Below are 13,763 nucleotides of genomic sequence, written 5' to 3'. Positions count from 1 at the left end.
TCCTAATTTGAGGTAGTGATGAATAGAAGACTTAATATTGCAATTGTGGGTGCAACTGGTGCAGTGGGTGAAGCACTGCTTACTGTTTTGGAAGAGCGTGATTTTCCAGTTGATAAACTTTATCCTCTTGCAAGTCATCGTTCACTGGGTAAGACGGTTACTTTTAACAACCACGAATTAGAGGTAGTTGATCTCGAAACCTTTGACTTTAGCCAAGCAGACATTGCTTTATTTTCTGCTGGGGGCTCAGTTTCTAAAGAGTATGCCCCCATCGCAGCCAAGGCCGGCTGTATAGTTGTGGATAATACTTCCTACTTTCGTAATGAAAAAGATATTCCTCTAGTGGTACCCGAGGTCAATCCACATCGTATTGCTGAATACAAAAATCGCGGAATTATCGCGAATCCAAATTGTTCAACCATCCAAATGGTTGTCGCATTAAAACCACTGCATGATGCAGTCGGTATCAGCCGCATCAATGTGGCCACTTATCAAGCTGTTTCAGGAACGGGTAAGAAAGCAATCACTGAATTAGTGACCCAAACAGGCGAGTTACTGAATGGTCGACCTGCAAAAGCTGGAGTTTATTCTCAGCAAATTGCGTTTAACGTGTTACCCCACATCGATGAGTTTCAAGAGAATGGCTACACCCGTGAAGAAATGAAAATGGTGTGGGAAACAAAAAAAATTCTGGAAGATGAGACGATTCTTGTGAATCCTACGACAGTTCGTGTGCCTGTTCTTTATGGCCATTCTGAAGCGATTCACCTTGAGTTAAAAGCACCGATGTCGGCCGAAGAAGCCCGTAAGCTATTAGCGAAAGCTCCAGGTGTTAAATTGATCGATGATCCCTCTAAATTGCAATATCCAACACCTATTAGCCATGCAATCGGTCGTGATGAAGTATTTGTTGGGCGCATTAGAAAGGATATTTCTCACCCGAATGGCTTAAATTTATGGGTTGTTGCCGATAATATTCGTAAGGGAGCAGCGACAAATGCTGTACAAATTGCAGAAATTCTGCAACGTGAGTATTTATAATTTATAATTAAACGTATGAGCGAATCTAGTAGAAGAGACATTGATTTTCCTACCCGATTATCTGGTAATAATCGGGGTGGTTCTATATTGAAAGATGAAACCTGGGAAATGGAGAATCAACGGCGTGAAGCAGAAAAAAACGGTCATCGTAAATTGGGTGCAAAAGTTCATGATCGCGAGCATTATGAACCACAAACAGGACAAGATCAGGATTTTCAACAAACAATTCAGAGTCATCCTCTCTTAGATAATCCTTATTTTGACGGGATTGCTGATAATGAGAATCCAAGAGGAGATCCTGAGGCATTGATAAAAGCTCAAAATGCTAGAAATGAACAGCAGTTGCAACTCCAGAGAAAATTAGGGCTTCAGCCAAAATTGGGCTCAGTGCCTGAATACAAGCCTTAGGATCGCTAAATGACTATTGCCAATGATATCATCAGCTCCCGCATGCCTGATTTTGACCATTATCTTCGTCAAGGTGAATCCTTAGATGATATTGACGAATATGGTTTTACACCGCTTGTTGAATGCGCAATTGCTCGTCAAACCAATATCGCTGAGCAATTATTGCTGCGTGGTGTTGATGTCAATAAAGGGGATATGACAGGAAGGACACCACTTCATTGGGCTGCTGATAATAATGATATTGAGTTAGCGCGCTTATTGTTAGATCATGGAGCCAATCCCAATGCTTACACGACCTCTGGCCTCTCCATCTTAGTTTATCCTGTGTTAAGGGGAAATGATAATCTTAAGCATTTACTTTATCAGCATGGAGCAAGACTTGATTTTGCCTTGGATTTTATTAATGGCAAATTGATAGGGCATCGCTATGAGTTAACAGGCCATGTTGATATCGTTAATGCTCAAAATGAGTTTGTCGAGCTTAATTATGAAGGCTTCATGCTTGAATTCACTGTAGCGGTGGTCAGAGATTCTCTGAGGCGTTTTACGAGCAGTTATTCCACACGTCATTTGAGAGAGTATTTTCCTTTTATTTATCCCATCATGGATGCTTTCTCAGTCGCAGGCGAGTTATTAAAGTTACAACATAGTTTCTATTTGAATTTAAATGATAGGCATAAAGCGAAGCTTGCTAGTCTACTAGCACAATCACCTATGCTAATTTTACCAGCAGCGAGCCGAGGCCATGCACTTGGTTTTTTGCGTTATAAGGAATGGTGGGTAAAAATTGACCGGGGTGAAAATAGTTTAAAGGAGGGAACGGTTAATATTTACCGTATCTCTCGTCCCGAGGCCCTTAATCTTAACTTTTTACTAGAATTTCTTTATAAAAAGCAGCCTCGTACCTATTTTCATGAAACGATCAATAAAAAATTAGGTTTAACACCGGTCGCTAAAATGCCTATTTCTGCACAGATTACCGGTAACTGCTCTTGGGCAAATGTGCAAGCTATTGTGCCGGTCGGTTATGCCCTACAGCAACTCGATTTAACTGGCGAATTTTCTGCTCAAGCTGCTGTCGATCTTTATAATACCTGGGTTGAATGGGATAAAGACCGTGCACTGGATGAGTGTATTCAGCGGTTTTATTTAGCCAATTACGTACGTAAAGCAAGCTTTGCAGCCATGCTAGGTGCAATACTTTTTCAAGCTTGTGATTATAGCAATGCTCATCATGTTGAGCGTGCTGAGAAAATTCTTACCATCCTTACTTTGCCAGAATATTATTATATTTTAGATAGTTATTTAGAGGCTTATTGTGTTAAGCGCCTAACTCGTAGAGGAAATAACTTACTTAAATTGCTTGATGATTGTGGAGTTAATCCAAATATTGGTATTACGCCCATAGCTACTGGTTTAAAAGAAGCAGAGTAGAGGCCGCGAAGGAAGTAGGTTGGGCTTTGGCCAACCTACGTACCCATTCAAGATGCAACAACTTACTCTTTGTTCGCTGACTCTTTTTTCTTATTGGAATCAGGTTTTAAAGGTACTACGCGACCTGCCGATTGTTGACCAGGTTGCGATCTGCGTCGTTGTGGATTGCCACTTGTATTACGCTGTTGGTTTCCTGGGCGACGACGACGGTTAGGTTGATTTGACTGACGTTTTTCCCCACTCGCACTTTGGTTTGTTTGCCGCTGCGGTTGTTGAGTGCTACGCGAACTTCTCTCCTGCCGACTAGGTGTTGCAGTAATAGGCGTGGATGTAGTAGATGCTTCCGAAATACTGCCGAACAAGCTTGACCATAAGCGCTTTATGAAACTGTTGTGCTGTGTTTTTGCTGGTTGGTGTCCAGAAAAACCTTTCACTGCAGGCTCATCATGTTTTGTGGCTTCTTGATCTGCGCGAACCACATTAAGCTCTGGTTGCTGAATCAGCGTGTAGCTTGGTTTTTTATTCTTTCCGACATTGTCTTCTTTCAAGCGTATAATGTTGTATTGCGGTGGATGCATGTAAGGATTAGCAATAATCAGTACGTGCACATTATGACGTTTTTCGATATTTAGAATAAATTCTCTTTTTTCATTGATGATGAAAGTAGCTAATTCAACGGGCAATTGTACTTGCACTTCAGCGGTTTTCTCTTTTAAGGCTTCTTCTTCAATGAGCCTAGTGATGGATAAACCATGCGATTGAATATTCCTTACAGTACCGCGACCTTCACAGCGTGGGCATACCTCTTGGGCATTTTCACCAAGAGACAGACGTAGGCGCTGACGCGACATTTCAAGCAAGCCAAATCGAGATATACGACCCACTTGGATACGTGCTCTATCGGCTTTAAGGGCCTCTTTCAAGCGATTTTCAACATCACGTTGATTCTTGCTGGAGCTCATATCAATAAAATCAATAACAACTAGACCACCGAGGTCACGTAAACGTAATTGACGAGCAATTTCATCGGCAGCCTCAAGATTAGTGTTCAAGGCAGTTGTTTCGATATCTGAACCACTGGTTGCTTTGGCTGAGTTAATATCGATTGAAATTAAGGCTTCTGTGCGGTCGATCACTAAAGCGCCACCAGAAGGAAGCAAGACTTCACGTTGATAAGCGGTTTCTATCTGACTTTCAATTTGATAGAAATTAAATAACGGTATAGTGTTGTTGTAGAGTTTTAGGTTGGGTAGAAAATCGGGCTTTACCTGTTCGATGTATTGTTTTGCTTTCACATAAGAAATTTGGTCATCGATGATAATTTCACCAATGGATTTGCGCAGATTATCGCGAATTGAGCGAATAATAACGTCGCCTTCTTGATGAATCAGGCAAGGAGCAAGTTGAGTATTGTAAGCTTGACGAATGGCTTGCCATTGATTACACAGCATATCAAGGTCAGCCTGTAACTCCTCTATATTTTTACCCACACCAGCGGTGCGAATAATAAGGCCCATCCCATCGGGTAGCTGCAAAGCATTTAAAGTTTCTTTAAGCTCATCGCGATCATCTCCCTCGATGCGACGAGAAATGCCGCCAGAGTTTGGATTATTAGGCATCAAAACGAGGTAACAGCCTGCTAAGGTAATATAGGTGGTAAGTGCTGCCCCTTTGTTTCCTCGTTCTTCTTTATCAACTTGAATAAGTAATTCTTGGCCTTCACGAATTAAACTAGTAATGGGAGGTTTTTCATCACCAAAGTCATCAGGATGTTTACTTAGATATTCCGGAGCGATTTCTTTAAGTGGTAAGAAACCTTGGCGTTTGGCGCCATATTCAACAAAAACAGCATCTAAACTCGGTTCACGACGGGTTACTAATGCTTTATAAATATTTCCTTTCTTTTTAACTTCTGAAGGACATTCAATGTCCAAATCGTACAAATCATTATCTTTTACCAGCGCGACACGAACCTCTTCGGTTTGAGTCGCATTTATTAACATTTTTTCCATTATTTACCCCATAAAAGGGCGCTATACACTCAAGCAAAGATAGTATAAGGCTATCTATTTAGTGTTTTGAGGCTACGTTTTGCTTGAGCCAAATTTGGCTTGAAGCTTCAAGAGCTTAATATAGTAAGCAATAATCCGTATCTCATTTGTAACTATTGTCAATTATACTTAGGTAGCTGACAACAATCCCTCAATAACAAAAAATATCCACTTTAAGCAACACCCAAGACCATAAAAACAGACCACACGCATGGTACCGGTAAATATAGCGGCGCATACTGGGTAATATACATCGGAACTGACTGATTTCGTGATAAATAAGGTATATTGGTTGTTTCATGCATAGAAACCCCCTCTTGCTTAAAATCTGCAAAATAAGTGGCGGCTGATGTAAGGCATGTCTGACATGCGTGGGTATCTGATATGTTCGTTTTCAATTTGGCTCTGGTACTGGGTTGCTTCCTTATATCATATACTTAAGGGAAGCGCGTTTGGTTTGTTTTCTACTCTACTAATTATAGCTTCAAATAAAGGCTTTTCTTTGAATAAACTGTCACTCTAGACAAATACTAGGTTGCAGTGCTTGAAAATCTCTTATTTAAAGCTCATGCTAGCGAGCAAATAACAGAACCCCAACATTTGGTCGAATTGCTTTCGACCGATAAACTTTTTCTTTGTTTATGCGTTATAATTCGGTCGTGTGACAATTATCACACAATTCTGAATAGTAACAAAAAAAAACAGCTACAGCAAATAGGTTTGTACCATGAGTGATGTACGTTACACTGAAATTAATGCCGAAGAAGAAGGGCAGCGTCTTGATAATTACTTAATGCGAATTTTAAAAGGCGTCCCCAAAAGTCATATTTATCGCATAATACGCGCAGGTGAAGTCCGTATTAATAAAAAAAGAGCACAAGTCTCCTCGCGATTAGTTCAAGGAGATTGTGTACGTATTCCACCGGTGCGCATAGCTCAAGATAAAGAGATCCATGTGGGCGTAAAACTAGATCAGCGTCTGCGAGACAGTGTTATTTTTGAGGATAATAGCCTTTTAGTGATTAATAAACCGGCTGGAATTGCGGTTCATGGCGGTAGTGGTTTGAGTTTAGGGGTTATTGAAGCCTTACGTAAAACACGTGATGATTTGTCCTATCTTGAGCTTGTTCATCGTTTAGATAAAGAAACTTCGGGTTGTTTATTGCTGGCAAAAAAACGCAGTATGTTACGTGCGATTCAAGCCTTGTTAGAGGCTAGAGAAGTCAATAAAATGTATTGGGCTTTATTGCATCATCCTTGGCAAGGCAAGAAAACAATTATGGTTGACGCCGCACTTGAAAAAAACATTCTCAAGTCAGGTGAACGGATTGTTGCAGTGAGCGAAGAGGGTAAATCATCGCAGACGCGCTTTAAGTTACTCGAAAATTATCAACAGGCTTGTTGGGTCGAGGCAGCGCCCAAAACGGGGCGTACCCATCAAATCAGAGTGCATAGTGCTTATTTAGGGCATGCGATTGTAGGCGATGAAAAATATGGCAAATCGGAGCCAATTGAAGGTTTAGAAGCAAAATCGCGACTATATTTGCATGCTAGGGCAATTCAATTTAACCTGAACGGAAAAAATTATCTGTTCGAAGCAAACTTAGATAAAAGGTTTGCAGAAACACTGAAAAGATTACGTGCGAGGAGTTCGTTGACTCATGGGTAAACCATATCGTTTGGTGGTATTTGATTGGGAAGGGACCTTAGGCGACATCCTAGGACAAATTTTAAATAGTGTATCCACCGAAGCTAAACGGTTGCAATTTGGTAAATTAGATGAACAGCTAGCTCGTCAATCGGTAGGGCTTGGTTTGGTTCTCGCTTTGAAAAAATCATTCCCTCATTTGAATGAAGAACAACAAGAGCAGCTTTTGTTAGCCGTACATCAATCCTTAGTTTCCCGCACAACTGAAGTCTATTTGATTCCAGGCGCACGAGAAATTGCTGAGCGTTTGCAACGCGCAGGTATCGATCTAGGCATTGCTACTAATAAAGGGCACCAATCCTTACAGCGAGTTCTGCAAACCAGCGGGTTAGATCAATTGTTCAAGGTGACCCGTTCAGCCGGCCAGACTCCCGCAAAACCTTGTCCACAAATGCTGCAAGAGATTATGGACAGTTACGGCGTGAATGCAAAAGAGACTTTAATGGTGGGTGATTCAGTGAGTGATATCGAAATGGCAAAAAGCCTTGCTGTGGATGCAATTGGGGTGGATTTTTATCATCAGCAAGAGGCTGCACTCCTTAATGCAGGCGCTTTGGCCGTTTTTGATGATTATCAGCAACTTGCTGAATATTTACAATTGGATTAAAGGGGATTTTTGTGAGCAAATTAACCAATCTGCCCAATTTGTTGACTTTGATGCGTATCGCGTTGATACCCATTTTTATTATTGTTTTTTATCTTCCGTTCTCTTGGGCACATGGTTTCGCCGCTGCTATTTTTGCTTTGGCTAGTTTTACTGATTGGTTAGATGGTTATTTAGCCCGTAAACTTGAGCAAATGTCGCTCTTTGGGGCTTTTTTAGATCCTGTCGCGGATAAGCTATTAGTAGCGTGCAGCTTACTTCTTTTAGTCGGCGCGAAGAATGTGGAGTATATTACTATCCCAGCAATTGTTATTGTTGGGCGAGAAATTGTCATTTCGGCTTTGCGAGAATGGATGGCAGAAATTGGCAGCCGTGCAAGTGTTACAGTCAGTTATATTGGCAAGATAAAAACAACTCTACAAATGTCAGCGCTTTTCTTATTAATTGCTTTTTCACCTTCAGAGTCCTGGTGGGGTGTTTTTGGGTTCATTATGCTTTATGTGGCAGCAATTTTAACGATTTGGTCAATGATTATTTATCTTAGTATTGCATGGCCACAGTTGATGAAAAAAGGACATGCGCTAAGTTAATTTTTTTAATTTTTATTTGTTGACAGCAGGTTAAATTTCGGTAGAATTGCACCCCGTAGAGACGCGGGAATAGCTCAGTTGGTAGAGCACAACCTTGCCAAGGTTGGGGTCGCGAGTTCGAGTCTCGTTTCCCGCTCCAAATTAAAGCGACGACAGTCGCTTTTTTTTTAGCGAGTTAGTTTATAGGCTAGGCCCATAGAATTCATAGTTGTCTAGTAGCTCAAAACAATTAGATTGAATTGAGTGAATTACGACAGTTCGTTGGATGAGAGCTAAACTGTTGCTCTAATAGTTTGGCTGTGTGGCAGAGTGGTTATGCAGCGGCCTGCAAAGCCGTGTACGCCGGTTCGATTCCGGCCTCAGCCTCCAAGATTTGCCCAGGTGGCGAAACAGGTAGACGCAAGGGACTTAAAATCCCTCGGGAGTTAAATCCCGTGCCGGTTCGACTCCGGCCCTGGGCACCAATTACACATTTTGGAATTGACTGGAATTCTTATCCTAAAGGAATATCATTGTCCAACTTCGATTGTTGGTAAATGTCTGACATTTCATCATAAATCCCCTTTAATTCATCAACCTGTTGCTGAAAACGTTGTTTGTCGGATACTTCACATTGCTTAATCAATTGCTGTAGATCATAACTATTCCAGTAATAATTTTCATGAGCATATTTGCCATCATCACACTTAAAAACTTCTTTTAAAATTCTCAAGTCGTGAGGAATATTAAATGCATCTCTTGAATCCGTATAACTGAATAAGTAGTAAAAATTATCATACCCACCCCAGGTTATTGCTGATAAACATAAAGGACAAGGCTCATGTGTTGCAAAAAAAATACAATCCTTAGGGGATGGACGTTTAGATGCCGGCATTTCGTATAATTTCTTCATGGCATGTACTTCACCGTGCCAAAGAGGATTTTGAATTTCATTATTGGTTTCAGCAATGACCAGTGATAAATCATCTTTCCTTAAAATTGCAGCACCAAATAATTTATTTCCTTGTTGAACGCCAGCTTGAGTGAGCGGGACAATATCTTGTTTGGTAATCTCTAATAAGCGCTCAATGATTCGTTCATCCTTGTGGTGCATTTAGTTATCCTCCTGGTTAATATTATCTTTTAGCCATAAACTGACAAACCAACCTATCATCAAAGTAATAAACAGAGGGGTTAAGGCTATTTTAAAGTCATGAATTGTATTTATAGAGCTGGACGTATGATATTCACTTAATAACAAACCCACAAAATATTGCAAAAAGGAGCTGATTAAATAAGCTACCATAGCCATAAAACCAAAGGCCATTCCTTTAAGTGTTTCAGGCAAATACTGTCCGACAATGGAGAAACCAAGCACAGTCCCACCCAAAAAAAAGCCAAGAATAAATAAGAGAAAAAATGAGGTTTTGATGGTAAAGTCAGGCCCATAAAACACGAATCCACAAAAGAGCACCATGCCAGTTATAAAAAATTGGGCAGCTTTACTTGGTTTTTTTAAATAATCAGCCATCCAACCGGCAACCAGCGCTCCAATACCGCCTCCAAGTGGAAACATGGAATTCATCATGGCTGATGTATTCACGCTATGATGATAGGCTATTTGCGTCGGAATATTCCATAAGTCCGATAAAGTAAGTAAAACTCCAAAGCCCACGCTAAAATAAACTGTTCCAAGACAAAATTGTTTAATTTTGATTAATTGGCAAAAACTTTCAAAAAAATGTAACGATTTTGACAGCTCTTCAGAAGAAGTGTCTTTCGGGGCCTGATGAACAAAGATAATAATTAAAACGGCTATGACAACCATCAAGATGGCAAGGTATACCATCATTGGTCGAAAGCTCATAAACATGCCAGTCAACGCCAAGATAATAACTAACATTGCAGTTAAAATATTGGATGACATCTGAGTAATACCGGAAATTAAAGCAAATCGTTCTTCAGGAAACCAAGTATTCGCTAGGTAAATAGCGCCTATGTAAGAAGTAGATAATCCAAAGCCTGTGATAATTTTTGCGGTAATAGCCATACCAAAGCCCTGACTGGCCGCCATTAATATTAATCCAAGGGCAGAAATAAAAGCGGAGCCTGCCAGTGTTATTTTCGGGCCGATCAGATCAAACAAACGTCCAGTAAATAGCTGTGCAACACCATAACAGAGGAAAAAAGCTGTCCCAAGCAAACCTAATTGAGTATTACTTAGCCTCAATTGATTTTGGATGTCTGGAGATAACACGGAAAATAAAACTGAGATCATCACAGCAAATATAAAATAAATATCTCCTGTTCCCCAAACAAGTATCGATTGTTTCAGTGTTATTTTTTGTCTTCCTGACATAACTGGCGCTCCCTTCCTCAAAAACACGTACACCAACATTAAGCAACTTAGTAGATGATGTTATAGTAAAATAGAATGTTATATTATTCACTTGGCGCCCTTGTTGCTAAGGTTCATGAGAGCTAGTTTAAGGTGAGACAGATAGATAAGTATACATACCTCCCAAGGGAACTAATTTCAAGCCAGGTTGTTTTGTCTTCCAATAGGCAGTGTCATTAGAAATGTGTAATATTTTGTGGCAATGGAGTCGCCATAATCCTGGATTATCTGCAACAAATTCAATATCACGGGTTTCACCTGGGTTGATGTTGATTGTTGCTGCCGGCCATTGTGCCGATTCAGGAATAGCTCCCCCTTCTGTCCCTACTACTTTAAATGAATAACCATGCAAATGAATAGGATGGGCTGACATGGAAAGATTACCAAAACGAATACGTACTTTTTCGCCCATTTTAGCCTCCAACACTGGAAAGTTCGGCATAACGAGCCCATTAAAAGTAAACCAACTTGGATCCATAGTAAATACTATTGGGTTACTGTCATTTTCTGGTAATGTGAACATTTGTAAAAGAATGGCATAATCCTTATCTATTTTTTTATCTTTCGGTAGAGCAACAAACATTCCGCCCATCCCTTTCTGAACTTGTTTGATATCATTAAAACCTGAATGATACATGAACGTACCGTTTTGTTTGACTTTAAATTCATAAGTAAATGTTTTTCCAGGTGCTATTACTGGTTGTGTCGTTGCACCTGCACCATCTTCAGAATTGGGTACTATCAGACCATGCCAGTGTACAGACGTTGGTTCTGGTAGTTTATTTTCAACGATGATTCTAACTCGATCCCCTTCATTAACGACAATGGTTGGCCCAGGAATTGAGCCATTAAATCCATATCCTGTAATTTTTTTGGAAGGTATATTAAAAGGCATTTCCTTGAAATTCTTCAGACGGTTTTCAGGTTTAACGAAAGGTGTTGTTTTATCGATACCTTTATCGTAAATAGTACGGGTAACTACCATGGGCGTCAGATGGAAAACTTTTATACCGTTATCCATTTTATAAGGCAAGGTTTCAATTCCCGGTGAATTAACTGAAGAAGCGGATTTAGCGATTATCATATTGCTAAAGAGCATAAGAAATACAGCTGAATGCACGATTTTCATAATCATTAAGGATTCCTTGCAAAAGTTCAATTTTTAGATAAAGTTAAAAAAGTACAATGAATGAGTGTAGTCTAGTAAATTTAGACAAGTAAAGAGGCGAAAAATAGTACTTGCTTTAACCAACTCCCGCATTTTGATTTCTGTGCTTAATTAGATTTATTAGCTGTTTACTCATTTTTTCATTAAACACCCCTGCTATCCCAAATTATGGATATTTGTAAACGAGGTTTCGAACAACACCTAGGTATCTGGGATGCCTTTACTGATAAGACATTCAATGACCTCATTTAAAAAAGCCATTCGACACAAATTTTCATTCTTTAACAAATCATGTATTATGATAACCTTGATTAAAATTTAGCCTATATTGTGTCAAAATTGATTCTGGCTCCGAACTAAGCTATTTAAATTTATTTATGCAACACGTCATTATCGGTAATTTTGGTAATCATTCTTTAGCTGTTATGCAAGACTTGCTTGAAAGAGCTCTGCCTGAACTTCATTTTGTTTGTGTTGATACGGGTTGGACCGCTACTGCTTGGTCTGAACGCGTGTTGGCGTGTTCTAACTATGCACGTAATCAAGGGGTAAAGGTTCATTGGCTACGTGCTCAAACCAGTTTTCCTGACATGGTTAGGGATCGTAAACAGTTTCCCAGTCATAAGTTTCAATGGTGTGCTAGTTTTTTGAAAGGGTTAACCATTCTGAATTTTTTGGATGACTTTGATCCTGCTTGCGAAGCGCTCATTGTATCGGGTAAGCGACGATGTGATTCACGACGTTATGCCAATTTGCAAGAATTTGAGAAAGAGGATGAATTATATCAAGGTAGAACCATATGGCACCCGCTTTGGCAAATGAATAATCACGAATTTGCGGAGTTAATCAAAAGGACTGGGTTTAATCTTCTTCCGCACCAAAGTTTAGAGTGTAGCCCCTGTATCCACAGCCAAACACGAGAATTAGCTCATCTTGATGAGCAGTCTATAATGCGATTAGAAACCCTTGAGCAGGCGATTGGTCAATCAATGTATAAAGCCCCTATTCGTGTTCAATGTACAACCTCAGAGGATTCTGAGCGCTTAGATAGCTTAGATTTGCAGCAGTTTGATCGAGGATGTGGTGCTGCTTGGGGTTGTGGGGAATGAAAGGAGCGTAGTCTTGTAGGTTATCAGGTAGAAAATGACGATGATCGCGATAAAAAGTTTTAATATCACATCATAATTTCCAAAATTTAGTGTCTTAATAAGGTCAATATCCTTTTTAAGTTTTTGCAAGTCGATCCTGTGAGTGTTCTATTAAACAAACATAATGTGTCAATAATAAGCAAAACAGTCTATTGATATCTAGAATTATATCAGATTAAAGTTGTTATTCTTCTCTAGGAGAGCGACTCATCAAATTGGTCACTGCTTGTTGAGGAGTGATTTGCCCTTGTAAAAGAGCATTAACTTGCAAGCAAATAGGCATTTCAACTGCAAATTGTTCAGCTAAGTGGCATATTTGTGCCGCATTATGTTTGCCTTCTACAACTTGGCCGATTTGTTTCTCTGCGTCAATTAGATTGATGCCTTGGCCTAGCTGGATACCAAAGCGGCGGTTGCGGGATTGATTGTCGGTACAAGTGAGTACTAAATCGCCAAGACCAGCCAAACCCATAAACGTTTCTTCGCGTGCCCCCATTTTAGTACCCAAACGACTCATTTCAGCGATGCCTCGAGTAATTAAGGCTGCTTTTGCATTGGCACCATAGCCAAGGCCGTCACTAATACCACAGGCAATAGCTAATACATTTTTTACTGCTCCGCATAGTTGCACACCAATCACATCATTACTCAGATAGACACGTATATTGTCATGATGAAGTAAAGCTCTTATCGTTTTTTGATAACTTGGGTTATTTGAAGCCAAGGTGAGTGCGGTTGGTAAAAAGTTAGCTACTTCTTTGGCAAAAGAAGGACCGGAAATGACTGCCAAAGGGAAGTCTTCCCCCCATTGTTCCGCGACCAATTCACTAAGTAAGCGATGACTATCTGGGTCGACTCCCTTTGTGAGCCAAGCAATGCCGTGTTTGGGTTTAGCTAATTGTCGCAACAAATTTGCAAAAGCATGAGAAGGTACGGCGATGATTGTCTCAGTGGCTTCAGTGATGCATTGTTTTAGATCAGCAGTTGGGACGAGTAATTCTGGAAAAGGAATAGAGGGTAGATAACGTTGATTAGAACGTAGTTTAATCATTTCTTGAACATGCTGTGGGTTGTGCCCCCACAGCATCACTTGATTACCATTTTTAGCCAAATGGATAGCAACAGCAGTGCCCCAAGAACCGGCACCAAGTATGGCAACCGTCGATTTTGTCATGGTGTAAGTATGTAGTCCCACTTAGGGAATGGCCCTATTTGACTCATTTGAGAAAAATAA

At 40.2% G+C, this 13,763-nt stretch carries 12 protein-coding genes and 3 tRNA genes; 10 read left to right on the top strand and 5 right to left on the bottom strand.

All coding sequences use genetic code 11. The annotated features are described in order from the left end of the window. Positions 1 to 18 precede the first annotated feature (18 nt). Genes Lnau_RS13155 through ankH form a run of 3 tightly spaced genes read left to right on the top strand, consistent with a single transcriptional unit; the run spans position 19 to position 2,883 of the window. Positions 19 to 1,041: an aspartate-semialdehyde dehydrogenase gene (locus Lnau_RS13155; protein WP_058505604.1), complete on the top strand. Its 1,023-nt coding sequence runs from the start codon at positions 19 to 21 to the stop codon at positions 1,039 to 1,041. Between the two features lie 15 nt (positions 1,042 to 1,056). After that, the gene (locus Lnau_RS13150) at positions 1,057 to 1,449 is read left to right on the top strand and encodes a hypothetical protein (RefSeq protein WP_058505603.1); all 393 of its coding nucleotides are present in this window, start codon (positions 1,057 to 1,059) and stop codon (positions 1,447 to 1,449) included. A gap of 9 nt (positions 1,450 to 1,458) precedes the next feature. Then, positions 1,459 to 2,883, top strand: coding sequence for a Dot/Icm T4SS effector AnkH/LegA3 (gene ankH / locus Lnau_RS13145; RefSeq protein WP_058505602.1), 1,425 nt, complete (start codon positions 1,459 to 1,461; stop codon positions 2,881 to 2,883). Between the two features lie 62 nt (positions 2,884 to 2,945). Here ankH and Lnau_RS13140 read toward each other — a convergent pair whose 3' ends face one another. After that, positions 2,946 to 4,895, bottom strand: coding sequence for an Rne/Rng family ribonuclease (locus tag Lnau_RS13140; protein WP_058505601.1), 1,950 nt, complete (start codon positions 4,893 to 4,895; stop codon positions 2,946 to 2,948). A 766-nt stretch (positions 4,896 to 5,661) separates the two neighbouring features. Between Lnau_RS13140 and Lnau_RS13135 the strand changes: the two genes are divergently transcribed. The 6 genes from Lnau_RS13135 to Lnau_RS13110 all read left to right on the top strand — a co-directional run bounded on the left by Lnau_RS13135 (position 5,662) and on the right by Lnau_RS13110 (position 8,300). Continuing rightward, positions 5,662 to 6,603, top strand: coding sequence for an RluA family pseudouridine synthase (locus Lnau_RS13135; protein ID WP_058505600.1), 942 nt, complete (start codon positions 5,662 to 5,664; stop codon positions 6,601 to 6,603). Then, a complete protein-coding gene (locus Lnau_RS13130) occupies positions 6,596 to 7,249 on the top strand; it encodes an HAD family hydrolase (protein ID WP_058505599.1) in 654 nt (217 codons plus the stop codon). Before Lnau_RS13135 ends, Lnau_RS13130 begins: the two co-directional genes overlap by 8 nt. A gap of 11 nt (positions 7,250 to 7,260) precedes the next feature. Next, positions 7,261 to 7,836, top strand: a complete 576-nt coding sequence (gene pgsA, locus Lnau_RS13125; RefSeq protein WP_058505598.1) for a CDP-diacylglycerol--glycerol-3-phosphate 3-phosphatidyltransferase — start codon at positions 7,261 to 7,263, stop codon at positions 7,834 to 7,836. Between the two features lie 63 nt (positions 7,837 to 7,899). Beyond that, positions 7,900 to 7,975 (top strand) — tRNA-Gly (locus tag Lnau_RS13120). Positions 7,976 to 8,131: 156 nt separating this feature from the next. Continuing rightward, a tRNA-Cys gene (locus Lnau_RS13115) sits at positions 8,132 to 8,205 on the top strand. 6 nt (positions 8,206 to 8,211) lie between these two features. Continuing rightward, a tRNA-Leu gene (locus tag Lnau_RS13110) sits at positions 8,212 to 8,300 on the top strand. A gap of 29 nt (positions 8,301 to 8,329) precedes the next feature. On the opposite strand, the gene Lnau_RS13105 is transcribed toward Lnau_RS13110, so the two are convergent. The 3 genes from Lnau_RS13105 to Lnau_RS13095 all read right to left on the bottom strand — a co-directional run bounded on the left by Lnau_RS13105 (position 8,330) and on the right by Lnau_RS13095 (position 11,348). Next, positions 8,330 to 8,929, bottom strand: a complete 600-nt coding sequence (locus Lnau_RS13105) for a nucleoside deaminase (RefSeq protein WP_058505597.1) — start codon at positions 8,927 to 8,929, stop codon at positions 8,330 to 8,332. Further along, positions 8,930 to 10,174: an MFS transporter gene (locus tag Lnau_RS13100; RefSeq protein ID WP_058505596.1), complete on the bottom strand. Its 1,245-nt coding sequence runs from the start codon at positions 10,172 to 10,174 to the stop codon at positions 8,930 to 8,932. It abuts the gene before it with no gap. 127 nt (positions 10,175 to 10,301) lie between these two features. After that, on the bottom strand, positions 10,302 to 11,348 hold the full coding sequence (locus tag Lnau_RS13095; protein WP_058505595.1) for a multicopper oxidase family protein: 1,047 nt from the start codon (positions 11,346 to 11,348) through the stop codon (positions 10,302 to 10,304). Between the two features lie 410 nt (positions 11,349 to 11,758). Between Lnau_RS13095 and Lnau_RS13090 the strand changes: the two genes are divergently transcribed. Then, positions 11,759 to 12,490, top strand: a complete 732-nt coding sequence (locus Lnau_RS13090) for a phosphoadenosine phosphosulfate reductase domain-containing protein (protein WP_058505594.1) — start codon at positions 11,759 to 11,761, stop codon at positions 12,488 to 12,490. 223 nt (positions 12,491 to 12,713) lie between these two features. Here Lnau_RS13090 and Lnau_RS13085 read toward each other — a convergent pair whose 3' ends face one another. After that, positions 12,714 to 13,703 carry an NAD(P)H-dependent glycerol-3-phosphate dehydrogenase gene (locus Lnau_RS13085; protein WP_058505593.1) on the bottom strand — a complete coding sequence of 330 codons (990 nt, stop codon included), beginning with the start codon at positions 13,701 to 13,703 and terminating at the stop codon, positions 12,714 to 12,716. Positions 13,704 to 13,763 lie beyond the last annotated feature (60 nt).

Origin of the sequence: Legionella nautarum, assembly GCF_001467895.1 — a bacterium.
In the GTDB taxonomy this organism is placed as follows: Bacteria; Pseudomonadota; Gammaproteobacteria; order Legionellales; family Legionellaceae; genus Tatlockia; species Tatlockia nautarum.
This window is presented reverse-complemented; position numbering and strand designations above follow the sequence as displayed.

What these genes read in the sequence shown, in the direction of transcription:
- Lnau_RS13155 (WP_058505604.1), top strand. Translation starts at nt 19, where the DNA reads ATGAATAGAAGACTTAATATTGCAATTGTGGGTGCAACTGGTGCAGTG.
- Lnau_RS13150 (WP_058505603.1), top strand. Translation starts at nt 1,057, where the DNA reads ATGAGCGAATCTAGTAGAAGAGACATTGATTTTCCTACCCGATTATCT.
- ankH (WP_058505602.1), top strand. Translation starts at nt 1,459, where the DNA reads ATGACTATTGCCAATGATATCATCAGCTCCCGCATGCCTGATTTTGAC.
- Lnau_RS13140 (WP_058505601.1), bottom strand. Translation starts at nt 4,895, where the DNA reads ATGGAAAAAATGTTAATAAATGCGACTCAAACCGAAGAGGTTCGTGTC.
- Lnau_RS13135 (WP_058505600.1), top strand. Translation starts at nt 5,662, where the DNA reads ATGAGTGATGTACGTTACACTGAAATTAATGCCGAAGAAGAAGGGCAG.
- Lnau_RS13130 (WP_058505599.1), top strand. Translation starts at nt 6,596, where the DNA reads ATGGGTAAACCATATCGTTTGGTGGTATTTGATTGGGAAGGGACCTTA.
- Lnau_RS13105 (WP_058505597.1), bottom strand. Translation starts at nt 8,929, where the DNA reads ATGCACCACAAGGATGAACGAATCATTGAGCGCTTATTAGAGATTACC.
- Lnau_RS13100 (WP_058505596.1), bottom strand. Translation starts at nt 10,174, where the DNA reads ATGTCAGGAAGACAAAAAATAACACTGAAACAATCGATACTTGTTTGG.
- Lnau_RS13095 (WP_058505595.1), bottom strand. Translation starts at nt 11,348, where the DNA reads ATGATTATGAAAATCGTGCATTCAGCTGTATTTCTTATGCTCTTTAGC.
- Lnau_RS13090 (WP_058505594.1), top strand. Translation starts at nt 11,759, where the DNA reads ATGCAACACGTCATTATCGGTAATTTTGGTAATCATTCTTTAGCTGTT.
- Lnau_RS13085 (WP_058505593.1), bottom strand. Translation starts at nt 13,703, where the DNA reads ATGACAAAATCGACGGTTGCCATACTTGGTGCCGGTTCTTGGGGCACT.